The sequence below is a fragment of the Azospirillum largimobile genome, from assembly GCF_977007025.2.
In genome coordinates, this window is sequence record NZ_CDRMUA020000001.1 from 233,398 (window position 1) to 257,839 (window position 24,442).

Consider the following 24,442-nt stretch of genomic DNA (forward strand, 5'->3'; position numbering starts at 1 on the left):
CCAGACGCCCATCACCAGACGATCGACACCGGCGGCTTATAGGCGGAGGCGGCGAACATCTGCCGCACCGCCAGTTCCAGCTTGATCTGCGCCTCCGACTTCTTGACGAAGGACAGGTCGATGCCGCCCAAGGGCTTCACCACGCAGCCGGAACGGCTGAGGTTGCGGAGCGCCGCCTGGGACGCCTGCTGTTTTTCCTCGGGAATGGCGGTGACGGTGGCCGATCCTTCCGGCGGCCGGACGACGTAGAGGTCGAATTTCGGCATGGGCACTCTCCGTTCTGACGAAACGTCGGGTGCCCCATCGCAAGGGTCGGGCCAAGTCCTACAAAGAGGTCACCGCCGCACCATCGGCGCCAGATCCTTGCGGATGCCGGCGTCGAGCCGGGCGTTCAAGTCGTCCATCATCCGGCGGGTGATGTCGAGGAAGGTCGCCTCGCGGTCGGCCAGCGAGATGTTCTCCGCCACGGTGGTGGAATGGGTGACGGTGGAACGTGTCACGCCGCGGAAGCCGCCATTGCCGGTGTCCGGCACCTCGCCGGTGATCTCCACCTCGATCCGGCCGTCATAGCGCTGGGCCTGATCGTTGCTGAAATAGCCGGTGATGCCCTTCTTGGTGGGCAGCGCCACCTCGACGATGCTGGCGTCGCGGATGGTGACGCGCACGCGCCCACTCCCGCCGGCTGCCTGCAGCCGCTCCGCCGCCCAGCGCCGCACCGCCTCCGCCGGCGGAACAGCGGAGCGTCCCTCCACATGCTTGGCCCCCATCGGGCGATAGGCGTCGACCACGTCGATGGTGCCGGCATTCAGCACGACCGGCCCGAAATTGGAGAAATCGACGGGCCGCGGCGCCGGCCGCGGTGGGGTGCTCTGGCAGGCGGCAAGCAGGAGGGTGGCCGTTCCGGCGGCAAGGGCAAAGCGGCGCGACAGCATGGGGGCTCCGGGTGAGGGAGAAGTTGGACAAAGGGGCGGCACTATAGCCGGCAAGGCAGGCCGGTGCATCACACCCATTCCGGTGACGTCTTCCGGACTGCATTAACCGTCCGGGAGATCGCCGAGCACGACCGGCAGGTCGCGGGCGCAGTGAAGGATGCGGACGATCAGCGGCGGATGACGTTCGGCGTTGTAGACGACAATGTAGGGGAAGCCGGTCAGGCTGACGAAGCGGTAGGGCGGGGCGGCCAAGTCCGGGCGGGGCACTCCGACCTGGGGATGAGTGCCGATGCGTTGCGCGGTCCGGGCAATGGTGTCGCGCAAGGCGCGGGCGGCGCCGGGATTGTCCTGGGAGATCCAGCGGATTGCCGACAGCAAATCGCGGCGCGCCGCCGGCGACAGCAGCGCTGTGGTCATCGGCCGCGGGAGCCGCTGTGGGATGCGATGCTGGAGTCGATGATCGCGTCGGCTTCGGCAAGGACATCGTCGATGGCGATGCTGCCGTCGCGATCAGCTTCGGATTCGGCCTGGAGCAGCATGGCGTTGAAGGTCCGCCGCCGCTCCTCGGCTTCCTGCAACAGCCGCAGGCCGGAGCGCACCACTTCGCTCACATTGTTGTAACGCCCGCCTTCGACACAGTCGCGGGCGAACCGCTCCAATTCCGGGGTGAGATGCACGTTGGTCGCCATCGCCGTCATCCCCATGAAGATCGTATGTCAAGGATTGACATAGAGTATGGGCGAAGCCGGCGGGGAGCGCAAGCGGACGGCCGGCACCTGTCGGCACCGGCCATCTTCATACTGCTTACGCGCCATACACGCGGTCGAGATCCGCGTCGGTGAAGTGGTAGTCGGTCGAGCAGAACTGGCAGGTCACCTCGACCCGGCCGTCGTCGATCTTCAGCTCCTGCACCTCTGCGCGGGGCAGGCTGCGCAACATGTTCTCCACCCGCTCGCGCGAGCAGCGGCAGCCGAAGCGCAGCGCATGGCCCTCGTAGGTCCGCACGCCGTCCTCGTGGAACAGGCGGTAGAGCAGGTCGGAGGCGGCGAGGTCGGTCGACAGCAGCTCGTCGCCGGTGACGCTGGCCATCAGCACCATGGCGCGGCGCCAGTCGTCTTCCTTGTCGGACGCGACCAGACCCTGCTCCTGTGGCAGGCGCTGGACCATGATGCCGCCGGTGCGCCACTGGCCGGGCGTGCCGTCCGGCTTCACCTCGCGGTCGACCGAGACGGTCAGGCCGGTGTCGATCTGCTCCGACTGGCGGAAGTAGTGCTGGACGCAGTCGGTCAGCGTCTTGCCGTACAACTCGACGATGCCCTGGTAGCGGTCGGTGTCCTGACCCTGGTCCACCGTGAAGGCGATGTAGCCCTTGCCGAGCAGCGCCGCGGCCGGAGCGATATCGACGTCCCGCTCGGCCTTGGCCAGTGCTTCCGGATCGAACTGGGCATAGGCGCGCACGTCGCCGACCGAGGTGACGTCGGCCACCATCAGGCGGATCGGCCCGTCGCCCTTGGTCTGGAGCGTGAAGATGCCCTCGTACTTCAGCATGCTGGCGAGCAGCACGGCGAGCGTCGCCGTCTCCGCCAGGAAGCGGGCGACGGTGGGCGGATAGTCGTGGCGGGTCAGGATCTCGTCGATAGCCGGCCCCAGCTTGACGACGCGGCCGCGCAGGCGCGACGCCTCGATCTGGAACGGCAGGACAAAATCATCGGTGAGCGGGCGGACGGACGGATCGTCCATAGGGCGGATTCCTTAAGACAAGAGACCGGCAATGAAGGCGTAGGGCCGAAGATCGGGGTGGAGAGCGGCCGAATCAAGGCCGGCAGGGCACCCATGCATGGGGGTGGCCTGTGGTGTGGGAAGGTTAGACCCCCACCTAACCTCCCCCGCTGGGCGGGGGAGGGACTGCCGCTACCCTCCCGCACAAGCACTTGTTCCCTCCCCCGCCCAGCGGGGGAGGGTTAGGGTGGGGGGCTAACGCAAGCAGAACGTCAGTCCAGCACGCCCATGCACCAGCCGAGGATGGCCTTCTGGGCGTGCAGGCGGTTTTCTGCCTCGTCCCAGACCACCGAATGGCGGCCGTCGATCACGCCGTCGGTCACTTCCTCGTTCCGGTGGGCCGGCAGGCAGTGCATGAACAGCGCCTCGGGATGGGCGTGCGCCATCAGCGCCTCGTTGACCTGATAGGGGCTGAGGATCGCCGCGCGCTCGTCCACGTCGGTGTTGTGCATGGAGGCCCAGGCGTCGGTGATGACGCATTCGGCCCCGCGCACCGCCTCTTCCGGCGATTCGGTGACGACCAGACGGCCGGTGCCCTCGCGCTCCGCCCAGGCCAGCAGCTCCGGCGACGGGCCGTAGACGGTGGGGCAGGCGAGGCGCATCTCGAAGCCGAAACGCACGGCCGCATGGGCCCAGCTGACCGCGACGTTGTTGCAGTCGCCGATCCAGGCGACGGTCCGGCCGTTGATCGGACCGCGATGCTCCTCGAAGGTCATCAGGTCGGCCATGATCTGGCAGGGGTGGGTCTGGTCGGTCAGGCCGTTGATGATGGGCACGCTGGCATGGGCAGCCAGTTCATGCACCCGCTCCTCGCCGGTGGTGCGGACCATCACGGCGTCGACGAAGCGCGACAGCACGCGGGCGGTGTCGCCGATGGTCTCGCCGCGGCCCAGCTGCATGTCGTCGGGCTTCAGCACCACGACGTTGCCGCCGAACTGCTGCATGCCGACCTCGAACGACACGCGGGTGCGGGTCGACGGCTTTTCGAAGATCAGGGCGAGCGAGCGGCCGGCCAGCAGGGTGGAATGGGCCAGCCGGTCCTTCTTCAGGTCGGCCTTGATGCGCACGGCATGGTCGAGCAGGCGGCGCAGCGTGGCGCCGTCCATCCGGTCGATGTCGAGAAAATGCCGGACCGAATTGGTGTTGTCGCCGCTCATCCCACGCACTCCTGCGCCGTCCGGTCGAGAATCCCGACGGCTTCGTTCACTTCCGAATCGCCGATGTTCAGGGGCGGCAGCAGCCGCACCACATTGTCGCCGGCCGGAACCGACAGCAGGCCGTTGGCGCGCAGCTTCGCCACCACCTCGCCCACCGGCTGGCCAAGCCGGAGGCCCAGCATCAGGCCCTGTCCGCGCAGTTCCAGGAACATCGCCGGATGCTTGGCGATCAGTTCCTCCAGGCGGCCGCGCAAATAGGCCGAGGTCTTCTGCACGTCGTCCAGGAAGCCCGGCGCCAGCATGACGTCCAGCACGGCGTTGCCGACGGCGGTCGCCAGCGGGTTGCCGCCATAGGTCGAGCCATGGGTGCCGGCGGTCATGCCTGACGCCGCACGCTCCGTCGCCAGGCAGGCGCCGAGCGGGAAACCGCCGCCGATGCCCTTGGCGACGCACATGACGTCCGGCGTGATGCCGGCCCATTCATGGGCGAACAGCTTGCCGGTCCGGCCCATGCCGCACTGGATCTCGTCCAGGAACAGCAGAAGGCCATGCTCGTCGCACAGCGCGCGCAGGCCGCGCAGGAACTCCACCGAGCCGGCGCGGATGCCGCCCTCGCCCTGGATCGGCTCGACGCAGATGCCGCCGGTCGCGGGCGTGATCGCGGCACGCACGGCGTCGAGATCGCCGAACGGCACCTGGTCGAACCCATCCAGCAGCGGGTCGAAGCCATGCACCAGCTTCTCCTGCTTGGCGGCCGAGATGGCGCCCAGCGTGCGGCCGTGGAAGGCCTGCTCGAAGGTGATGATGCGGTTCTTCTGCGGGTTGCCGGAGTCATAGTGGTACTTGCGGACGGCCTTGGCGCCGCATTCCCACGCTTCCGCACCCGAGTTGGTGAAGAACACGGTGTCGGCGAAGGTCGCCTCGGTCAGGCGCTTGCCGAGGCTCTCCTGCCCGGCGACCCGGAACAGGTTGGAGGTGTGCCACAGCTTGTTCGCCTGCTCGGTCAGCTTTTCCACCAGATAGGGATGCGCGTGACCCAGGGCGTTCACCGCGACGCCGGCGGCGAAGTCGAGGAATCGTCGCCCGTCGGTCGCGTAGAGATACGGACCTTGACCACGCTCGAACACGATGTCGGCGCGGGCGTATGTGGGCATAACGACGGGGATCACGGCTTTGGTCTCCCAAAAAGGAAAATCCGGCGGCCATGGCTGGCCGCCGGGAACGGCAAATATCCGAAGATAGATCGGTTCTGTCAACGGATAGGGCGGAAAAGACGCAAGACTTTCCGGCGTTTTACGCCTTCAGCTTGTAGCCCGTCTTGAACATGCGCCAGGCCAGCCACCACAGCCCGGCATTCACCCCCAGCATCACGATCACGCCCAGCCAGCGCGACCCGTCGGACACGCCGATGAAGCCATAGCGGAAGCCGTCGATCATGTAGAAGAACGGGTCGAAATGGGCGATCCACCAGAAGACCGGCGGCAGGGTGTCGACCGAATAGAAGGTGCCGGACAGGAAGGACAGCGGCGTCACCACGAAGTTGGTCACCGCGGCGATGTTGTCGAACTTCTCCGACCAGACGCCGCCGACCAGACCCAGCAGCGACAGCAGCATCGACGCCATTACCGCGTGGAACAGCACGAAGCCCGGATGCGGCATGTGCATTGGGATCACCGCCCAGATGGCCAGCCCGGTCACCAGGCCGACCACGATGCCGCGGGTGACGCCGCCCAGCACGAAGCCGCTGACCAGCTCCATCGGCGACAGCGGCGGCATCAGGATGTCGACGATGTTGCCCTGGACCTTGGCGATCACGATGGAGGAGGAGGTGTTGGCGAAGGCGTTCTGCACCATCGCCATCATGATCAGGCCGGGCGCCAGGAATTGCAGATAGGGCGTCTCTCCGACCATCCGCACGGCGGAACCGAGCGACAGGGCGAACACCGCGTAATAGAGCAGCGTCGTCACCACCGGGGCCCAGACGGTCTGCTGGTGCACCTTGACGAAGCGCCGTACCTCGCGTGCGTAGAGCGTCCACAGGCCGATCCAGTTGACGGAACCGACGTTGCGCGGCATGGGAGGAAGGGGAAGGGTCATCGCGTCACGATCTGCCTGTTGGGAACCGGCCGGAATAAGGCCACGGACTGTACGTGCCGCCCGCCCATCCGGCAACCGGCGCCGCCGAAGGAACTGCCATGAACACCGACGACAAGCGCCCATCTTCGCCGGCCCGCAAGCCGCCCAGGCGCGTCACGCCGCAGTATCTGGAGAACGCGGCGCTGCATTATCTGGAACGCTTCGCCAGTTCGACCGCCAACCTGCGCCGGGTGCTGATGCGCAAGGTCGACCTGTCGGCCAAGGCCCACGGCACCGACCGCGAGGAGGGCGCGCGCTGGATCGACGAGTTGCTGGCCCGCTATGTCCGCAGCGGCCTGTTGAACGACGAGACCTATGCCCGCATGCGGACCGAGAGCCTTCACCGCCGCGGCGCCTCCACCCGGCTGATCGCGCAGAAGCTGGCTGGGAAGGGCATCGGCCGCGACGAGGCCGACAAGGCGCTGGACAGCCTGCGCGAGGATGTCGGGCCGGATTTGGACCTGACCGCGGCGCTGGCGCTGGCGAAGCGGCGGCGGCTGGGGCCCTACCGGCGGCCGGAGCAGCGCGAAGCACACCGCGAGAAGGACATGGCGGCGCTGGGGCGGGCCGGCTTCGGGTATGAGATCGCCCGGCGGGTGGTGGATGCGGAGGACCCCGAGGAGGTGTTGGGGGAGTGAAAGTTAGGCCCCCACCTATCCTCCCCCGCTGGGCGGGGGAGGGACTACCACCACTCTCCCGCACAAGCACTAGCTCCCTCCCCCGCCCAGCGGGGGAGGGTTGGGGTGGGGGTCTAACGCTGCACACCCTCAACACCCCCCCGGAAACGACGAAACGCGCGGCACCCTTTCGGATGTCGCGCGCCGCTCTCTTACCGGGAGTCGGAATCGTCCTGTACGCGTCCTAAATCTCGCTAGCGGAGCGGCAAGCGCTCCGCTTCAGCACACCAAACGCGCCCCAGATGCCGGGAAGCGATCAGGCCGCGGCCTGCTGCTTCTCCTGGGCCTTGGAGATCCGGCGCTTGATGCGACGGGCATCCAGGCTCAGCACGGCGTCCTTCGCGTCGAGCAGGAAGGCGTCGAGGCCGCCCTTGTGCTCGATCGAGCGGATCGCGTTCACCGAGAGGCGCAGACGCACCAGCTGCCCCAGGCTGTCGCTGAGCAGCGACGTTTCCTGGAGGTTCGGCTGGAAGCGGCGGCGATTCTTGTTGTTGGCGTGGCTGACGTTGTTGCCAAACTGCGTGCCCTTGCCGGTCACGGAGCACCGACGTGCCATCGGACTGATCCTTTACTTTAGCAAATGAAACCCGGTAACGGACGGCCTGCCGCCCGAAGGAGGCCGCTATATAGTCGAACAAAAGCGCCGTCGTCAAGCCGGGATCCGCGATGAACCCATCAAAACCTGAGTCGTCGCGGGAATGTGGAGAGTCGAAGCGCGGCGGCCTCTTCGATCTGCCGAAGAGACGCGCCGCGTCCGGTCTTTCTCTAAATGCCTTGTCCCTGACGGGTGTCAGTTCACGGCGGTGGAGGTCTTCGACGCCGGCTTGGCGGCGCGGCGGGGCGCCTGCTTGGCCGCGGCCTTCGCTTCGGCTGCGATGGGGGCTGCGGGAGCAGCCTTCTCGGCCTTCACAGCCTCGACCAGCGTCTCGACCGAAACCTCGACCGGCTTGGCGGCGGCGGTGGCGGCGACCGGAGCGGTCTCCGCGGCCTTCACCGGGGCGGGCTCCGGAGCAGCTTCCGGGGCCTCGACGACCGGGGCCGGAGCGGGGGCCTCGACCTTGGGAACTTCGGCCTTCGGCATCTCGGCCACCGGGGCGGCGACCGTCACCGGGGCGGGCGCCGGAACCTCGGCCATCGGGGCCGGAGCGGCAACCGGGGCCGCGTCTGCGGCCGGCGCCGGCAGGGTGGTGATCTCGGCCGCGATCTTGGTGGAGACGTCCAGGAAGCCCTGCACGCTCTCGGTCACGCGGGCCTGGGTGGTGGACAGCCAGTCGCGCTGCAGCGCCGCCAGATCGGCAGGGGTGCGGGCCTTGCCCAGCCCGGCGGCCAGACGGCTGGCGTCGTTGACCGAGGCGGTCACGCCGTCGAACCAGCGGCGATAGCCGTCCTGGACCAGGGTGGCGACACGCGCGGATTTGGCGGCAGTGGTTTGGGCGTTGGTCTTGAGCAGGGTCAGGACGGCGGCGGGGGTCGGCTGAGCGGTCATGGCGTTGTCTCCCGTAGAAAAGGCACATTGGCGGAAACGGAAAGGCCGCTCCGGCGTAACCCCAGGAGACCGCGGGCACCCCGGCCCAAGCGACAGACGCTGATCGACAAGGTCGAATCGGCGCACGCCGCCCCTTTCCCGCCCGATGCAGAATAGCCCTACGATTGGTGCGGCGCAACGAATTTGTTGCGGTGCAACATAAGCTGAACGGGTTATGCGCCGCCTGTTTGGTCGAGGAAGCGCCCCAGGAGAGTGTGTGCCGCCGCCGCCGGGATGGTCGTGCCGGCGGTCACCTCCTCCTCGAGTCGCGCCAGATCGGCCCGCACGGCGGGGTGGGCGCGGAAGCGGTCGATCAGCGTCTCGCGGATCTCGCTCCACAGCCAGGCGCGGGCCTGCTCCGCCCGGCGGGTGGCGCGGGCGCCGTTGGCCTCGGTCAGGGTCTTGTGCTCGCCGATGGTGTCCCACACCGTGTCGATCCCCACCTTCTTCACGGCGGAGCAGCTGAGCACCGGCACCCGCCAGTCGCCATGGCGCAGCAGGGCCAGCGCGTGGCGGTAGTCGGCAACGGTGTGGCGGGCGGTGGCGGCGAGGTCGCCATCGGCCTTGTTGACGACGACGAGGTCGGCCAGCTCGACGATGCCCTTCTTGATGCCCTGCAGTTCATCGCCGCCGGCCGGGAGCAGCAGCAGCATGAACAGGTCGACCATGTCGGCGACCGCGGTCTCCGACTGGCCGACGCCGACCGTTTCCACCACGATCACGTCGAAGCCGGCGGCCTCGCAGATCAGCATCGCCTCGCGCGTGCGCCGCGCCACGCCGCCCAGCGTCGCACCTGCCGGGGAGGGACGGATGAAGGCGTCGGCCTCCCGCGACAGATCGACCATGCGGGTCTTGTCGCCCAGGATCGAGCCGCCGGTGCGCTGCGACGACGGATCGACCGCCAGCACCGCGACCTTGTGCCCCAGCCCGATGACATGCAGCCCGAACGCCTCGATGAAGGTCGATTTGCCGACCCCCGGCACGCCGGAGATCCCGAGTCGCACCGAGTTGCCCGTATAAGGCAGCAGCGCCGCCAGCAGCGCGTCGGCGGTGGCGCGATGGTCGGCGCGCGTCGATTCGATCAGCGTGATCGCCCGCGCCAACGCCCGCCGGTCCCCCGACCGGACGGCTTCGGCGAGGCGGGCGGCGTCTTGCGGGGCGGTGTCGGTCATGGGATCGGCGTCGGTCAGTGCGAGGGGAGGGCTACCCTACCCGAGGGAGCGGTTCGGGATAAAGCCTCCGCCTCACGCCCGCAACTCACGTCCGCACCGCCGGCGACTCCACCGCCTCCAGGTTCAGCGCGGCGGCGAGCAGGGCGCGGGTGTACTCCTCTTGCGGGTCCTCGAAGATGCGCTGGGTCGGACCCTGTTCGACCACCTTGCCGTCCTTCATCACCATGACGTGGCTGGACAGTGCCCGCACCACCCGCAGATCATGGCTGATGAACAGGTAGGCGAGGTTGTGGCGGGCCTGGATGTCGCGCAGCAGATCGACGATCTGCGCCTGCACCGACATGTCCAGCGCCGAGGTCGGCTCGTCCAGCACGACGAATTTCGGCTTCAGCACCAGGGCGCGGGCGATGGCGATGCGCTGGCGCTGGCCGCCGGAGAACTCGTGCGGGTAGCGGTTGCGGGCTTCGGGCGGCAGCCCGACCTCCTCCAGCGCGCGGGCGACCATCGCCTCGCGCTCGCCGCGGTCGCCGATGCCGTGGATGCCCAGCCCTTCGCCGATGATCTGGCCGACCGACAGGCGGGGCGACAGGCTGCCATAGGGGTCCTGGAAAACGATCTGCATCTCGCGACGCAAGCCCCGCAGGCGCTTCGGCTGCCATCCCTGGATGTCGGTGCCGTCGAAGCGAATCGCGCCCTGGCTGGCGTGCAGACGCAGCAATGCCAGGCCCAGCGTCGTCTTGCCCGATCCCGATTCGCCGACGACGCCGACCGTGTGGCCGCGGCGGACCGCCACGTCGACGCCGTCCACCGCCTTCACATGGCCGACGGTGCGGCGCAGCAGCCCCTTCTTGATCGGAAAATGCACCTTCAGCTTGTCGGCGGCCATCACCTCCGCAGCATCTTCCGGCGGCGACAGCGGGTTGCCGCGCGGTTCGGCCGACAGCAGTTTTTGCGTGTAGGGGTGGCGCGGGCGGATGAACAGGTCGTCGACCTTGGCCTGCTCGACGATCTCGCCCTGGTTCATCACGCAAACGCGGTCCGCCATCTTGCGCACCACGCCCAGGTCGTGGGTGATCAGCAGCAGCGCCATGCCGAAGCGGCTCTGCAAATCCTTCAGCAGCGCCAGGATCTGCGCCTGGATGGTGACGTCGAGCGCCGTCGTCGGCTCGTCGGCGATCAGCAGGTCGGGCTCGTTGGCCAGCGCCATGGCGATCATCACGCGCTGGCGCTGGCCGCCCGACAGTTCGTGCGGATAGGCGGTCAGCCGCTTTTCCGGGTCGGGCAGTCCGACGAGGCGCAGCAACTCCAGCGTGCGGGCGCGGGCGGCCCCGGTCGACAGGCGCTTGTGCAGGAACAGGGTCTCGTTGATCTGCCGCTCGATGCTGTGGAGCGGGTTCAGCGAGGTCATCGGCTCCTGGAAGATCATGGCGATGCGGTTGCCGCGCACCTGCCGCAGGGTCTTCTCCTCGGCGCCCAGCAACTCGGTGTCGCGGAAGCGGATCGAGCCGGCGGGGTGGTGCGCCATCGGGTAGGGCAGCAGCTGCAGGATCGACAGGGCAGTCACCGACTTGCCGGAGCCCGATTCGCCGACGAGCGCCACCGTCTCGCCCTTCTGGATGTCGAAGGACACGCCCTTGACGGCCTGCGTCGCGCCGGCACCGGACCGGAAATCGACGCGCAGGCCCCGCACGGACAGCAGGTCGGGGTTGGGGGGCATCAGGCTCATGTCGGGCTCTCGGGCTGTTGGGCCTTCTTCGTTGGCGGAAGGTGCATCGCGGGTGCCCCCTCCCCATCCCTCCCCCGCCTTGCGGGAGAGGGGGCAGGAGCTTTGGGAAAATGCAGCGGAGTCCCCTCTCCCGCGAAGCGGGGGAGGGTTAGGGAGGGGGCATCCAGCATCATCACTCCGCCGCCTCCTTGCGCGCTGCCGTAGCCGCGCCGGCCTCTCCCGGCATCGCCGTCGACATTTGGGCGATGGTCTTGCGCGGGTCGAAGGCGTCGCGCACCGCCTCGCCGATGAAGATCAGCAGGCTCAGCATGATCGCCAGCACGAAGAAGGCGGTCAGGCCCAGCCACGGCGCCTGCAGGTTGGCCTTGCCCTGGGCCAGCAGTTCGCCCAGCGATGGCGAGCCGGGCGGCAGGCCGAATCCAAGGAAGTCCAGCGCGGTCAGGGTGGTGATCGAGCCGTTGAGGATGAAGGGCATGAAGGTCAGCGTCGCCACCATGGCGTTGGGCAGCACATGCCGCACCATGATGGTGACGTCGCCGGCGCCCAGCGCGCGGGCGGCGCGCACGTAATCGAGGTTGCGCGCCCGCAGGAACTCCGCCCGAACCACATGCACCAGCGCCGTCCACGAGAACAGCAGCAGCAGCCCCAGCAGCCACCAGAAGGTCGGCGTCACCACGCTGGCCAGGATGATCAGCAGGAACAGCGTGGGAAGCCCCTGCCAGATCTCGATGAAGCGCTGGAACAGCAGGTCGGTCAGCCCGCCGAAATAGCCCTGCACCGCACCGGCCGCCACGCCGACGACGGAGGAGAAGGCGGTCAGCACCAGCCCGAACAGCACCGAGATGCGGAAGCCGTAGATCAGCCGCGCCACCACGTCGCGCCCCTGGTCGTCGGTGCCCAGCCAGTTGTCGGCCGACGGCGGGGCGGGGGCGGGGACCGGCAGGTTGTAGTTGATGGTGCGGTAGCTGTAGGGGATCGGCGGCCAGACCATCCAGCCCTTGGCCTGGATCAGGTCGCGGACATAGGGGTCGCGGTAATCGGTCTCCGTCTCGAACTCCCCGCCGAAGGTGGTCTCGGGGTAGGTCTGGAAGACCGGCCAGTAATACTGGTTCTCGTATTCGATCAGCAGCGGCTTGTCGTTGGCGATGAACTCCGCCCCCAGCGAGACGACGAACAGCACCAGGAAGATCCAGAAGGACCAGAAACCGCGGCGGTTCGCCTTGAAGTTGGCCAGCCGGCGCCGGGTCAGCGGAGTCATCATACCCTCCGCGATTCGAAGTCGATGCGGGGATCGACCATCACATAGGTGATGTCGCCGACCAGATTCATGATCAGCCCCAGCAGCGTGAAGAAATAGAGCGTGCCGAACATCACGGGATAGTCGCGGTTGATCGCTGCCTCGAAGCCCAGGAGGCCCAGCCCGTCCAGCGAGAAGATCACCTCGATCAGCATGGCGCCGGTGAACAGGATGCCGATAAAGGCGCCGGGGAAGCCGGCGATGACGATCAGCATGGCGTTGCGGAAGACATGGCCGTACAGCACGCGGTTTTTCGTCAGGCCCTTGGCGCGGGCGGTGGTGACGTATTGTTTGCCGATCTCCTCCATGAAGGAGTTCTTGGTCAGCATGGTCAGGCCGGCGAAGCCGCCGATCACCATGGAAATCACCGGCAGCGCCATGTGCCAGAAATAGTCGAGAATCTGCTTGTACCAGGGCAGGTCGCCCCAATTGTCGGACACCAGCCCGCGCAAGGGGAACCAGTCGAGATAGCGCCCGCCGGCGAACACCACGATCAGCAGCACCGCGAACAGGAAGCTGGGGATGGCATAGCCGACGATGACCACGCCGGATGTCCAGACGTCGAAGGGCTGGCCGTCGCGCACCGCCTTGGCGATGCCCAGCGGAATGGAGACCAGATAGACGATCAGCGTCGTCCAGATGCCGAGCGAGATCGACACCGGCATCTTTTCCAAAACCAGATCGACCACCCGGCGGTCCCGGAAGTAGCTGGTTCCGAAATCGAACATGATGTAGTTCGACATCATGTGGATGAAGCGTTCGTGGATCGGCTTGTCGAAGCCGAACTCTTTCTCCAGCTGCTTGATGAAGGCGGGGTCCAGGCCCTGGGCACCGCGATACTTGCCGCCGCTGTCGCCGGCGGTCTGATTCTGGCGCTGGGCGGTGTTGGCGTCGCCGCCGGCGGTGCCGCCGATGCGGGACGTCGCCTCCACCGCGGTGCCCTGGACGCGGGCGATCATCTGCTCGATCGGGCCGCCGGGGGCGATCTGAACGATCAGGAAATTGATCACCATGATCCCGAACAGGGTGGGGATGATCAGCAACAGGCGGCGGATGATGTAGGCCAGCATCGCGGGTGTCCCGACCCTCCCCAATCCTCAAGGTGACGCAGTGTAGCCCGGTTTTGTGTCCCGGCTATGTATCAGGGGCCCGTACGGCGCGCACTGTTGGAGAGCTTGGCGTTCTTGTCCGCATCGACCCACCAGCTGTCCGAGAATCCCAGGCCGTATTTCGGGGCAACCGCGGGATGGGAGAAACGGTTCCAATAGGCGACGCGATAGACGGTGTCGTGCCAGTGCGGAATGACGTACCAGTTCCACAGCAGAACGCGATCCAGCGCGCGGGTGGCGGTAATCAGCGCCTCGCGGTCGGGGGCGGCGATCAACGTCTCCACCAGCTTGTCGACGGCCGGGTTCTTGATGCCGATCGCGTTGCGGCTACCGGGCTGGTCGGCGCGCGACGATTCCCAGTAGTCGCGCTGTTCGTTGCCGGGAGACAACGACTGCGCAAACCGCTCGATGATCATATCGTAATCGAAATTATCCGTGCGGTTCTGGTACTGCGCACTGTCGACCACGCGGATCTGCGCCTCGATCCCGGCGCGCTCCAGATTGCGGACGAAAGGCTGGACGATGCGCTCCATGTCGGCCTGCACCAGCAGGATCTCGAAGCGGAAGGGCTGGCCCTGCGCGTTGGTGAGCTTGCCGTTCTTCAGCTCCCAGCCGGCTTCCTTCAGCAGGCCGAGCGCCGTGCGCAGGTTGCCGCGGATGTTGCCGCTGGCATCGGTCTTCGGCGGCTCGTAGGGCTTGGTGAACACCTCGTCCGGGATCTGGCCGCGGAAGGGTTCGAGCAGCTTCAGTTCGGCGGGGGAGGGCAGGCCGGTCGCCGCCAGTTCGGTGTTGGCGAAATAGCTCTTGGTGCGCTGATAGAGGCCATAGGACAGGTTGGCGCGCGTCCATTCATAGTCGAACAGGTAATTCAGCGCCTCGCGCACGCGCCGGTCCTCGAAGATCGGGCGGCGGATGTTGAAGGCGAAGGCCTGCATGCCCTGCGGGTCCTCGTGCTTCAGCTCCTCCTTGACGATCTGGCCGTTCTGCACCGCCGGAACATTGTAGCCGGTGGTCCAGTTCTTCGACGAATTCTCCAGCCGGAAATCATAGGCGCCGGCCTTGAACGCCTCGAACGCCACGTCGAGGTCGCGGTAATAGTCGTAGCGGATGCGGTCGAAATTGTAGCGGCCGCGGTTGATCGGCAGGTCCTTCGCCCACCAGTCCTTTACCCGCTCGTAGGTGATGGCGCGGCCAGGCTGCACGTCGACCACCTTGTAGGGACCGCTGCCGACCAGCGGCTCCAGCGTCGTGGTGGCGAAGTCGCGGTTGGCGAAGGCATGCTTGGGCAGAACCGGCAACTGGCCCATGATAACCGGCAGCTCGGGATTGTTGCCATTCCGGAACGAGAATCTGACCGTACGCTCGCCGGTCTTCTCCGCCTTCGTCACGTCGGCATAGTAGGTGCGGTAGAGCGGGTGGCCCTTTTCACGCAGCGTGTCGAAGCTCCAGAGCACGTCGTCGACGGTGACCGGCTTGCCGTCGTGGAAGCGGGCCTGGGGGCGCAGGGTGAAGGCGACCCAGCTGCGGTCGTCGGCGACCTGGATGGTCTCGGCCAGCAGCCCGTATTCGGTGATCGCCTCGTCGCCGTTGCTGGTGGTCAGCGTTTCGAACACCAGTCCGGCGCCGGCGGCGGCCTGTCCGCGCAGGATGAAGGGGTTGAGGTTGTCGAAGCCGCCGAAGGACATCAGCTTGACCTCGCCGCCCTTCGGGGCGTCGGGATTGACATAGTCGAGATGCTGGAAGTCCGGCCCGTATTTCGGCTTGCCGTGCAGGGCGAGGGCGTGGCTGCCCTTTTCCTGCGCCGAGACGGGTGTCGCCAGCAGCAGAAGCGCCGCCATTGCCGTCCCCGTCATCGCAGCCGTCACGCCGGTGCCCAGCCACCGCATCCGACAAGTCATGCCCGGTCCCCTCCCTCGATTGTTGTCCAAAAAATGTTCAGTCTGATGGAGTTAGCCCCTCAATGGGGCGTCATCAAGGCTGCGCCGCCTTACGAGCCGCATCCACCCACCAAGTCGCCGGGAAATTCGTGCTGCGATAGTCCTGATCGTATTTCGGCCAGACCGTCGGATGAGCCAGCCAAGCCTTATGGGCGATCCAGCTTTCGGCGTTGTACCATTGCGGCACCATGTAGAAGCCCCACAGCAGGACGCGGTCGAGCGCGCGGGTGGCGGCCTGCACCTGCTCCAGATCCTTGGCCGCCAGCGCCTTTTCGATCAGCGCGTCGGCCACCGGGTCATGGATGCCGGAATAGTTGGCCGATCCCTTGATGCCGGCGGCCGCGGAGCCGAAATAGCCGCGCAACTCGGTGCCCGGCGGGGTGAAGAAACTGAGATTGACGACGATGGCGTCGAAATCGAACTCGTCCAGCCGCGCCTGATACTGGGCGGTGTCGACGATTCGCAGGGTGGCGTCGATGCCGACCCGGCGCAGGGTTTCGATGTAGGGCTGGGTGACGCGGGTCAGCGCGCCGGTGCCGTCGAGGAACTCGATCGTCATCGCCTCGCCGGTCTTCACGTTGGTCAGCTTGCCGTTGCGGGTCTCCCAGCCGGCCTCCTTGAACAGGCGCGTCGCCTCGCGCACCTGGGCGCGGTTGTTGCCGCTGCCGTCGGTACTGGGCAGGGTGAAGGGCTGGGTCAGCAGCCGCTCGGACAGCTGAGGCTTGAAGGGCTCCAGCAGCGCCAACTCCGTCGCGCCGGGGGCACCTTTGGCCCCGAAGTCGGAGTTGGGGAAGTTGCTGAGGGTCCGGCTGTACTGGCCGTACAGGATGTTCTTCCGGATCCAGTCAAAGTCGAACAGCAGGGTCAGCGCCTCCCGCATGCGCGGGTCGGCGAACTTGTCGCGGCGGGTGTTCAGGCGGTAGCCCTGGGCGCCCAGCGGCAGTTCGCTCGGCACCTCCAGCTTCAGGACGCGGCCGTCCTTTGCGGCGGGGAAATCATAGCCGGTGGTCCAGCGCTGCGCCCGGTATTCGCCGCGGAAATCATAGGCGCCGGCCTTGAACGCCTCGAACATCACATCGTCGTCGCGGTAGAAGTCGTCCTTCACCGTGTCGAAATTGTAGAAGCCGCGGGCGGTCGGCAGATCCTTCGCCCACCAGTCGGCCACCCGCTCGTAGGTGATGGAGCGGCCGGGATCGACCGTCTTGATCCGGTAGGGACCGCTGCCCAGCACCGGCTCCAGCGTCGTCTTGGAAATATCGCGCCCCTGCGCCGTCCACCAGTGCTTGGGCTGCGGCGCGAAGGTGACGGCGAAGTCGATGATCGGCTTGATCTCCCCCGTGCCGGTCAGGGTGATCTTGAAGCGGCGCTCGTCCAGCGCCTCCACCTTGGCGGTGTGATCGAGGAAGGACTTGATGAAGGGTGCGCCATGGGCCTGGATCGCGTCCCAGGTGAAGACGACGTCGGCGCTGGTGATCGGCGTGCCGTCATGCCAGCGGGCGCCCTGGCGCAGCGTAAAGATCGCCCAGCCGTAATCGTCCGGCACCTCCACGCTTTCCGCCATATGGGCGTATGCGGCGTCCAGCTCCCAGCCGGACCCGACCATCAGCGTGTCGGAGATCAGCCCCAGCGTCCGCGGCCGCACCCCGCGCAGGATCAGCGTGTTCAGGCTGTCGTAGGTGCCCGGCTGCGATTCGGCTAGCCCGACCGACCCGCCCTTGGGCGCGTCGGGATTGACGTGGGGGAAATGGGTGAAGTCCGGCTTGAACTGCGGCTCCCCGAACTGCTTCAGCGCGGTGACGGTCTTCGTCGCCGCCTGGGCCGATGTAAAGGCGGCTGAGGTGAAGGCGGCCGGCGCGGCGAGGGTCAGGATCGTGGCGGCAACGGCGAGAAGGCGGCGCATCGGCAATCCTGTGTCGGGAGCGGGCGTTCTGGTTAGATTGCCACGTCCGCGCCCCGGTCAAGCGCAATTCCGCTCCAGACTCAGCTGCTTCGTGCGGTCCGCCAATGGTCGGCCATGCGGTCCATCAACTGACGATAGCGGCGGTCGGTCCGCATCAGCTTGCGCACCGACTTCCCGTTGCGCGGGTCGGCCAGCATCCAGGCTTCCGCCGCCGCCTGATGTTCGGGATGAATGGACAGCAGGTAGATGGCGGCCTGTTCCGGAGACGTAATGGTTGTCTCCTTCAGCCTTTCCAGGATCGCCCCGACATAGAGCGGCAGGACCTTGCGGAAATCCTCCGGGCCGCCGTCGGCGTCCGCAGCTTCCGCCGGGGTGGCCTCGTCGCGCATCAGGGCCTGCCGTTCGGCCGCGGGCAGGGCGAAGAAGGCGTCGAGCCCCAGCAGCAGGTCGCAAACGGTCTTCTTGCGCACCAGCCAGTTCGACCCGCCCGATACCCGCACCGCCAACCCCTCCAGGAATGGCCGCAGCTTTTCAGGCGACGTTTCGAAGACGGAACGGGTGGGCGGGGCGATGGTGGTCATTTCGAATTCCAAACAGACGTTTAACAGCGAAGGATCAGCCGGCCAGAACCTTCATGGCGTCCTGGTGGGTTTGCGGGTCGCCGGCGGCGATCACCCGCCCGCTGGAGTTGGCGTCGAGCGGCTTGCCCTCCCAATCCGTCATCAGCCCGCCGGCGCCGGTCACCACCGGCACCAGCGCCGCGAAGTCGTAGAGCTTCAGCCCCGATTCGACGACGAGGTCGTAATAGCCTGACGCCAGCAGGCCGTAGGTGTAGCAGTCGCCGCCATAGGAGGCGGTCTTCACCTTGGCCGCGACACGGCGGTAGGCCTCGTAATCGCTACCGGGGAACAGGTCGGGGGAGGTGGTGCCGAACATGGCCGCACCCAGGCCGCCGGGGCAGGGGCGCACGCGCACCGGCTGGCCGTTGTGGGTGGTCGGCCGGCCTTCGACGCCGATCCAGCGGTCGCCGACGATGGGCTGGTCGATGATGCCCATCACCGGACGGCCACGGTGCAGCAGGGCGATCAGCGTGCCGAAGATGGGCCGGCCGGTGATGAAGGACTTGGTGCCGTCGATGGGGTCGATCACCCACACCCATTCGGCGTCCAGGTTCTTGGTGCCGTGCTCCTCGCCATAGATGCCGTCGTCGGGGCGCTGGCTTTCGATGATGGTGCGGATGACATGCTCCGCCTCGCGGTCGGCGATGGTGACCGGCGAGGCGTCGGCCTTGTCGTCGATGGCAACGGGGGTGCGGAAATAGCGGCGGACCACGCTGCCGCTGGAGTCGGCCAACCGCTGGGCGAGCGCCACCATCGGGGCGGGGCAGGGTTCGGTCATGGTCGCTCCTTGAAGCTGCTGTCGGTATGAGTGCCGCATCCTAACGGCGTGGGCCCGCCCCGGAAACCCGAAAGCGCCCCGTCCACGCTGCCGGGGGGCGGAACCGCCGCAGAACGACCGGTCTGGGGGCAACTGGCCTTAAGGCGGGGCTTTCCGCCCGTCACGGCTTGTGGCAGCCTCCATCGGCCATGACCAACCGACCCAACATCTACGCCGCCACGCCGATCGACCGCGCCTCCCTCCGCCGCAAGGACGAGGATTGGCTGACGGAGGCCTGGCTCGCCCCCGCATCCCGCGTCCTGCCGGTCTGGCAGACCAAAAGCTTCGTCGCCGGCCCGGACGATGCGCCGCGCGCCGTGCTGCTGCCTGCCGAGGGGCTGGACGCGGTGCCGATCTTCCTCGGCCAGATGGAGGATGGCGCTCCGCTCTTCACCGTCGACCTGTCGATCGTGGAGGAGCCGGATGCCCTGCCCGCGCTGAAGGGCCTCGGCCGCTTCGAGGATCTGCGCGCCGCCGGCCCGCTGATGCCGGAGGGGGAGGCGGCTCTGTGCGCCTATGCCCGCGGCATGGTCTGGTGGAACGCCCGCCACCGCTTCTGCGGGGTCTGCGGGTCTCCGGCCGCCTCGGCGGAGGGCGGCCATGTTCGGCTCTGCACCAACCCCGACTGCGCCACCCACCATTTCCCGCGCACCGACCCGGCCGTGATCATGCTGGTCCATGACGGCGGCGACCGGGTCGTGCTGGGCCGCCAGAGCCGCTTCCCGCCCGGCATGCATTCGGTGCTGGCCGGCTTCGTCGAGCCGGGCGAAAGCCTGGAGGACACCGTCGCCCGCGAGGTGTTCGAGGAGGTCGGCCTGACCGTGACCGACATCCAATACCGCTCGTCGCAGCCCTGGCCCTTCCCATCGTCGCTGATGCTGGGCTTCACCGCGCGGGCCACCAACCTCGACATCGACACCGGCAACGACGAGTTGGAAAGCGCCCGCTGGTTCGACCGCGAGTTCCTGCGCACCCACACGCCGGACGAGACCTTCCGCCTCGCCCGTCCCGACTCGATCGCCCACCGCCTGATCCGGGAATGGATGGCGGAGGGGTGAGGGAGCTCAGTGGATTTTCAGGGGGCAGAGGCTTCTCTCGGGCGGCACGTCATCCCCGCGAAGGCGCTACGGGATGCACACATCTCGCGCTTGCGAAAAATTGTGCAGCTTGGCATTGAGGAAAGCCCCTCTCCCCTTGCGGGAGAGGGGTTGGGGTGAGGGGCGCAGATCTGGTTTCCACCGGCTTCCAGCCGGTCGCACCCCTCATCCCAACCCTTCTCCCGCAAGGGGAGAAGGGCTATTTGCTGCCAAAGGCTGCTGTTCTTTCGCAGATGCGAGATATGTTTGCGTCATCCCCGCGCAGGCGGGGATCCAGGCTTCTGACTTAAGCACATGAAAGCGCTGGATTCCCGCCTGCGCGGGAATGACGGCCGGATGGGGAGTTAGGAGCTTCGGCGATCCTGAGCCTCTCAATGCCGCCGCTGCGGCCCCACGGCGCGGGCCGGGGAATGGCGGCGGTCGAAGGTGTTAGGGTGGCGGGTGCAGGTGTCGTTGTAGAGCGCCATCAGCGACGCCGCCTCTGCCGCATGGCGGCGGTCGGCGCTGCACAGGTTGTCCCACACCATCTGGCGGACGGCTGCGTCGCCCCAGGGCTCAACCAGAAGAGAGGCGCCCTTTTCCAGGGCGGTCATGAAGGGGAGATGTTCGTGGGCGGCGATCTGTGCCACCTCCTCCGCCTCCAGGTTCGCGAGGCCCAAACAATCGTCCATCGTGAGCATGGCAACCTCCATCCGTGGCGCCATGGCCGTCGGCGGGGTTTCACCCGTCAGCCGCCGTGGTGTTTTGTTGTATTTGTAAGCATATGAAGCCGGTGCTTGCCGGTTTTCATTGTATAACAACTTCCGCTAATCTTGCCCAGCACCCGCCGGGTGCGGCCATGGCTAAGTCGCGTCGCTGCGGCGGAATGACGCGCGACTTGGCCGCGGGTGCGAAAAGACTTGCGGCGTTGCGGGAGGGGATCAGTCCTCGCCGACGCGCTGGCTTTCCTGATAGCGGAAGGGATTGGCCGGGTAGACGCCGAGGATCTTCACCTCGCGGGCGAAGAAGTCCAGTTCCTCCAGGGCGAGGCGCAGCGGACGCTCGTCCGGATGGCCTTCCACGTCGGCGTAGAACTGCGTCTGTGTGAAGTGGCCGCCGACCATGTAGCTTTCCAGCTTGGTCATGTTGATGCCGTTGGTGGCGAAGCCGCCCATCGCCTTGTACAGCGCGGCCGGCACGCTGCGGACGCGGAAGACGAAGGTGGTGATCGTCTTGCAGGACCCCAACGCCGGCAGCTTCGGCTCGCGCGCCAGGATCAGGAAGCGGGTGGTGTTGTGGGTGGCGTCCTCGATCCCGCTCTTCAGGATGTCCAGCCCATAGATCTCCGCGGCGAGCGATGAGGCGATGGCGGCATGGCGAGGGTCGTTCATCGCGGCGATCTCCCGCGCCGCACCGGCGGTGTCGGCGTGGTTGATCGCCTGCAGGCCCAGGCTGCGGATGGCGGTCTGGCACTGCGACAGGGCCTGGATGTGGCTGCGCACCGTCTTGATGCTGTCCAGCGTGGCGCCCTTCGGCGCCAGCAATTGGTGGTTCACCCGCTGGAAATGCTCGCCGATGATGTGCAGGCCGCCTTCCGGCAGCAGATAGTGGTTGTCGGCGACGCGGCCGGCGATGGAGTTCTCCACCGGAATCATCGCCAGCGATGCCCGCCCCTCGCGCACCGCGGCGAAGGCGTCCTCGAAGGTCGCGCAGGGCATCGTCGTCATGGTCGGCCGCGCGTTGCGGCAAGCCAGGTCGGAATAGGCGCCGGGGAAGCCCTGGAAGGCGATGATGTTGGACGTGGGCATGGACGGAGTTCCCCCGGCGGATCGTGAAGGCGCCAGCCGCCCTTGCGGGCGGACGGCATCGGGTTTCAGCCGCCCTGGCGGGCGGACAGGAGGGCGCAGGCGCGCTCCAGGTCGGCGGGAGTATCGACACCCAGCGGAACCGCGTCAACGACCGCCGCGTCGATCCGCATGCCGTCGGCCAGCGCGCGCAACTGCTCCAGCCGTTCCCGCTGTTCCAGCACCGAAGGCGGCAGCGACACGAAACGCTCCAGCGCCGCCCGGCGATAGGCGTAGAGACCGATGTGGTGGTAGAGCGGCCCGTCGCCGGTCGGCGCGGTGGCGCGGGTGAAATAGAGCGCGCGTCCCCGGCGGGATCCCGCCGGCAGCTCCAGCACGGCCTTCACCACGTTGGGGTCGGTCCGTTCCTCCTCCCGCGTGATCTCCACGACCAGGGTGGCGATGTCGACCGCGGGGTCGGCCAGCGGCGCGAACACGGCGCGCACGCTCTCCGGCTCGATGGTCGGCAGGTCGCCCTGCACGTTGACCACCGCGTCGTGCCGCCCTTCCGGGTCGATCAGCCGCAGCGCCTCGAAGATGCGGTCGGAGCCCGAGGGATGGTCGGGACGCGTCAGCACCGCGGTGCCGCCGGCGGCCTCGACCGCACGGGCGATCTCCGGCTCCGCACAGGCGACCACCACCGGGCCGATCGCCGCCTCCATCGCGCGGCGCAGCACATGGACGATCATCGGCGCGCCCAGGATGTCGGCCAGCGGCTTGCCCGGCAGCCGGGTGGAGGCCATGCGCGCCGGGATCACCACGATCGGGTTGGCGGGACGGGTGGGGCTGGAGGCGGTCGGCATGGCGCGGAAGCTCCGGATGAAAGGGCATCGGGTCCGCAAAGGCGGGCCGGAGGGGTGTGCCGCGGGTGAAACACGGGCGCCGGTGCGGCGTCAAGTGCCGGTATGACCCGAAAGGGGGGCGTTTTGCGATGCAGCGTAATGCGCAAGTAAATTAAGAGGTTGGTGACTGCGACAAATTTGTATGCGACCTTTTTTCGCGGTCCGCCGGGCTATGACAAGCTTTGGACCGCGGGCTATGGTGACCGCGGCGCGTTCAGCCGCGGGCGGGAGAAACGCCGAGTGCACTGAAATTAGGGAAAAAAGGGGCTCATCAATGAGCATGGAGTGGAACAAGATTTTCGGCGCCGTGCTGCTGGCCGGGCTGATCGCGATGCTGGCCGGATTCGCGTCCAAGGTGCTGGTTCATTCGAAGCCGCTGGAAAAGAGTGTCTACGTCGTCGCGACTCCCGAGGGGGCCGCACCTGCCGGCGACAAGGGTGCCGCTCCCACCGGCCCGGCGCCGATCGCCCCCCTGCTCGCCGCCGCAAGCCCGGAGAACGGCCAGAAGGTGGCCAAGGCCTGCGCCGCCTGCCACAGCTTCGACAAGGGCGGCGCGAACAAAGTCGGCCCGAACCTGTACGGTATCGTCGGCGGTCCGAAGGGCCACATCCAGGGCTTCAGCTATTCCGATGCCCTGGTGAAGACCGGCGGCAACTGGAGCTATGACGAGCTGAACAAGTTCCTCTACGACCCGAAGGGCTACGCCCCCGGGACCAAGATGACCTTTGCCGGTCTGAAGAAGGACGATGACCGCGCCGCCGTCATCGCCTATCTGCGCTCGCTGGCCGACAGCCCGCAGCCGCTGCCGCAGTAAGGCAAGGGTACATGAGAAAGGCCCCGCTCTCGCAAGAGGGCGGGGCCTTTTTTGTGGAATTCCCCCTCTCCCCCCTGGGGAGAGGGTCGGGGTGAGGGGGATGCACCAGGTGGATTCTCGATAAAGGGCCGCCGCGCGACCCCCTCACTCTAACCCTCTCCCCGGGGGGGAGAGGGGATCGTTCAGCCGCAGGCCGCAGGCGATCTCCAGATAGTCGGGGTCGTTCTCCGGCGTCAGCCAGCCGTGGCGGATCAGGAAGTCGGTCACCACGAGGTTGACGTTGAACTTCCAATCGCCGGTGCCGCGCACCGACTCCGCCACCTTGTCCAGCGGCCAGAGTTCGAAGACCTCCACCTCGCCGTCGGTGTTGACCGGGGTGAGGCCGGGCGGAAGCTCCAGGTCGTAGACGAACAGGCGGTCGCGCTTCAGCCCGGCCGGAGTCTCCATCGTGTAGCTGATGGCGCCGACCGGTACGGCGCGCCGCGCGGTCTCCGCATCGAGCCCGGCCTCCTCCGCCGCTTCCTTCTCCAGGTTCTCGGCCAGCGTCAGGCCGATCGGCTGGCCGCCGGCGATCAGGTTGTCGAGCTGTCCCGGTGCCACCTCGCGGTCGCGGGCACGGCGGCCGACCCACAGCAGCAGCCCGCCGGCTCCGTTGCCAGCGGCCTCATCGCGGACGAAGCCGTTGATGTGCAGGCCATAGGCCTCGATGCCGAAGGCCCCGACGGCGGCGCGGTCGAGACGGGCCAGCGGTTCCGCCCCCCAGCGCGGCAGGACCGGGTAGTACTCCCCGCGCAGCGCCTTCACCGTTCCCTGTTCGACCAGATAGGCGGCGGCATGGTCGAGCAGGGTCGAGCGCGCCTCGAAATCGCGGATCTCCGGGGCGATGCTCAGCCGGTCGGGGGTGACGACGAAGCCGGGATCGACGTCCGGCAACGCTTCGGCCAGGGCATGACGCACCCAGCCCACGGTATGGCCGTCCAGCTCGAAGGGGCGGAAGCCGGACAGGTCGTGCGCGTTGCACGCGCGGATGTGATCGAGGAAGCTCATGGTTTCCATCTAAATCGGGCTCGGGCGGCGGCGCA

At 67.4% G+C, this 24,442-nt stretch carries 25 protein-coding genes; 3 read left to right on the forward strand and 22 right to left on the reverse strand.

The annotated features are described in order from the left end of the window. Positions 1-11: 11 nt before the first annotated feature. The 8 genes from ACWPKK_RS01065 to ACWPKK_RS01100 form a co-directional block, all read right to left on the reverse strand. Positions 12-266, reverse strand: coding sequence for a hypothetical protein (locus tag ACWPKK_RS01065; RefSeq protein ID WP_324868871.1), 255 nt, complete (start codon positions 264-266; stop codon positions 12-14). A gap of 69 nt (positions 267-335) precedes the next feature. Beyond that, complete coding sequence (locus ACWPKK_RS01070; protein WP_452000504.1) at positions 336-932, reverse strand: hypothetical protein; 597 nt, start codon at positions 930-932, stop codon at positions 336-338. Positions 933-1,034: 102 nt separating this feature from the next. After that, on the reverse strand, positions 1,035-1,349 hold the full coding sequence (locus ACWPKK_RS01075) for a type II toxin-antitoxin system RelE/ParE family toxin (protein ID WP_452000506.1): 315 nt from the start codon (positions 1,347-1,349) through the stop codon (positions 1,035-1,037). Continuing rightward, positions 1,346-1,621, reverse strand: a complete 276-nt coding sequence (locus ACWPKK_RS01080; RefSeq protein ID WP_452000508.1) for a type II toxin-antitoxin system ParD family antitoxin — start codon at positions 1,619-1,621, stop codon at positions 1,346-1,348. Before ACWPKK_RS01080 ends, ACWPKK_RS01075 begins: the two co-directional genes overlap by 4 nt. Positions 1,622-1,736: 115 nt before the next feature. Continuing rightward, on the reverse strand, positions 1,737-2,672 hold the full coding sequence (hslO, locus tag ACWPKK_RS01085) for an Hsp33 family molecular chaperone HslO (protein ID WP_452000510.1): 936 nt from the start codon (positions 2,670-2,672) through the stop codon (positions 1,737-1,739). A gap of 251 nt (positions 2,673-2,923) precedes the next feature. After that, positions 2,924-3,868, reverse strand: a complete 945-nt coding sequence (gene argF, locus ACWPKK_RS01090) for an ornithine carbamoyltransferase (protein ID WP_452000512.1) — start codon at positions 3,866-3,868, stop codon at positions 2,924-2,926. Then, positions 3,865-5,022, reverse strand: a complete 1,158-nt coding sequence (locus tag ACWPKK_RS01095; RefSeq protein ID WP_452004681.1) for an acetylornithine transaminase — start codon at positions 5,020-5,022, stop codon at positions 3,865-3,867. The genes argF and ACWPKK_RS01095 overlap by 4 nt, the downstream gene beginning before the upstream one ends. 139 nt (positions 5,023-5,161) lie before the next feature. Beyond that, complete coding sequence (locus ACWPKK_RS01100) at positions 5,162-5,965, reverse strand: ABC transporter permease (protein ID WP_452000513.1); 804 nt, start codon at positions 5,963-5,965, stop codon at positions 5,162-5,164. Between the two features lie 98 nt (positions 5,966-6,063). On the opposite strand from ACWPKK_RS01100, the gene ACWPKK_RS01105 reads away from it, so the two are divergent. Beyond that, a complete protein-coding gene (locus tag ACWPKK_RS01105) occupies positions 6,064-6,642 on the forward strand; it encodes a regulatory protein RecX (protein WP_324868878.1) in 579 nt (192 codons plus the stop codon). A gap of 295 nt (positions 6,643-6,937) precedes the next feature. Here the strand turns inward: ACWPKK_RS01105 and rpmB are convergent, their stop codons facing one another. The 10 genes from rpmB to hisN form a co-directional block, all read right to left on the reverse strand. Continuing rightward, positions 6,938-7,237, reverse strand: coding sequence for a 50S ribosomal protein L28 (rpmB, locus tag ACWPKK_RS01110; RefSeq protein ID WP_012973047.1), 300 nt, complete (start codon positions 7,235-7,237; stop codon positions 6,938-6,940). Positions 7,238-7,471: 234 nt separating this feature from the next. Continuing rightward, the gene (locus ACWPKK_RS01115) at positions 7,472-8,167 is read right to left on the reverse strand and encodes a hypothetical protein (protein WP_452000515.1); all 696 of its coding nucleotides are present in this window, start codon (positions 8,165-8,167) and stop codon (positions 7,472-7,474) included. A 212-nt stretch (positions 8,168-8,379) separates the two neighbouring features. Continuing rightward, a complete protein-coding gene (gene meaB, locus ACWPKK_RS01120; protein ID WP_452000517.1) occupies positions 8,380-9,378 on the reverse strand; it encodes a methylmalonyl Co-A mutase-associated GTPase MeaB in 999 nt (332 codons plus the stop codon). A gap of 85 nt (positions 9,379-9,463) precedes the next feature. Further along, the gene (locus ACWPKK_RS01125; protein WP_452000518.1) at positions 9,464-11,104 is read right to left on the reverse strand and encodes an ABC transporter ATP-binding protein; all 1,641 of its coding nucleotides are present in this window, start codon (positions 11,102-11,104) and stop codon (positions 9,464-9,466) included. A 172-nt stretch (positions 11,105-11,276) separates the two neighbouring features. Beyond that, the gene (locus ACWPKK_RS01130) at positions 11,277-12,365 is read right to left on the reverse strand and encodes an ABC transporter permease (RefSeq protein ID WP_452000520.1); all 1,089 of its coding nucleotides are present in this window, start codon (positions 12,363-12,365) and stop codon (positions 11,277-11,279) included. Further along, positions 12,362-13,471 (reverse strand): microcin C ABC transporter permease YejB, encoded by a 1,110-nt coding sequence (locus tag ACWPKK_RS01135; RefSeq protein ID WP_452000521.1) that lies wholly within the window; start codon positions 13,469-13,471, stop codon positions 12,362-12,364. The genes ACWPKK_RS01130 and ACWPKK_RS01135 overlap by 4 nt, the downstream gene beginning before the upstream one ends. Before the next feature lie 71 nt (positions 13,472-13,542). Then, a complete protein-coding gene (locus tag ACWPKK_RS01140) occupies positions 13,543-15,408 on the reverse strand; it encodes an extracellular solute-binding protein (RefSeq protein WP_452000523.1) in 1,866 nt (621 codons plus the stop codon). A 73-nt stretch (positions 15,409-15,481) separates the two neighbouring features. Next, positions 15,482-17,347: an extracellular solute-binding protein gene (locus ACWPKK_RS01145; RefSeq protein ID WP_452000525.1), complete on the reverse strand. Its 1,866-nt coding sequence runs from the start codon at positions 17,345-17,347 to the stop codon at positions 15,482-15,484. 80 nt (positions 17,348-17,427) lie between these two features. Next, on the reverse strand, positions 17,428-17,928 hold the full coding sequence (locus ACWPKK_RS01150; RefSeq protein WP_452000527.1) for a hypothetical protein: 501 nt from the start codon (positions 17,926-17,928) through the stop codon (positions 17,428-17,430). 34 nt (positions 17,929-17,962) lie between these two features. Continuing rightward, the gene (gene hisN / locus ACWPKK_RS01155) at positions 17,963-18,745 is read right to left on the reverse strand and encodes a histidinol-phosphatase (RefSeq protein WP_324868886.1); all 783 of its coding nucleotides are present in this window, start codon (positions 18,743-18,745) and stop codon (positions 17,963-17,965) included. Between the two features lie 188 nt (positions 18,746-18,933). Here hisN and nudC point away from each other — a divergent pair, with 188 nt between their 5' ends. Continuing rightward, positions 18,934-19,842 (forward strand): NAD(+) diphosphatase, encoded by a 909-nt coding sequence (gene nudC / locus ACWPKK_RS01160; RefSeq protein ID WP_452000529.1) that lies wholly within the window; start codon positions 18,934-18,936, stop codon positions 19,840-19,842. A 410-nt stretch (positions 19,843-20,252) separates the two neighbouring features. Here the strand turns inward: nudC and ACWPKK_RS01165 are convergent, their stop codons facing one another. From ACWPKK_RS01165 to ACWPKK_RS01175, 3 genes are all read right to left on the reverse strand, one after another. Continuing rightward, on the reverse strand, positions 20,253-20,561 hold the full coding sequence (locus ACWPKK_RS01165; RefSeq protein WP_452000530.1) for a hypothetical protein: 309 nt from the start codon (positions 20,559-20,561) through the stop codon (positions 20,253-20,255). Between the two features lie 240 nt (positions 20,562-20,801). Continuing rightward, a complete protein-coding gene (locus ACWPKK_RS01170) occupies positions 20,802-21,668 on the reverse strand; it encodes a prephenate dehydratase (RefSeq protein WP_310117455.1) in 867 nt (288 codons plus the stop codon). A 65-nt stretch (positions 21,669-21,733) separates the two neighbouring features. After that, positions 21,734-22,507, reverse strand: a complete 774-nt coding sequence (locus tag ACWPKK_RS01175) for a 3-deoxy-manno-octulosonate cytidylyltransferase (RefSeq protein WP_452000532.1) — start codon at positions 22,505-22,507, stop codon at positions 21,734-21,736. Positions 22,508-22,820: 313 nt separating this feature from the next. Here ACWPKK_RS01175 and ACWPKK_RS01180 point away from each other — a divergent pair, with 313 nt between their 5' ends. Continuing rightward, positions 22,821-23,360, forward strand: coding sequence for a c-type cytochrome (locus ACWPKK_RS01180; protein ID WP_452000534.1), 540 nt, complete (start codon positions 22,821-22,823; stop codon positions 23,358-23,360). Positions 23,361-23,504: 144 nt separating this feature from the next. On the opposite strand, the gene ACWPKK_RS01185 is transcribed toward ACWPKK_RS01180, so the two are convergent. Then, positions 23,505-24,407 carry a DUF4743 domain-containing protein gene (locus tag ACWPKK_RS01185; RefSeq protein WP_452000535.1) on the reverse strand — a complete coding sequence of 301 codons (903 nt, stop codon included), beginning with the start codon at positions 24,405-24,407 and terminating at the stop codon, positions 23,505-23,507. Positions 24,408-24,442: the final 35 nt, after the last annotated feature.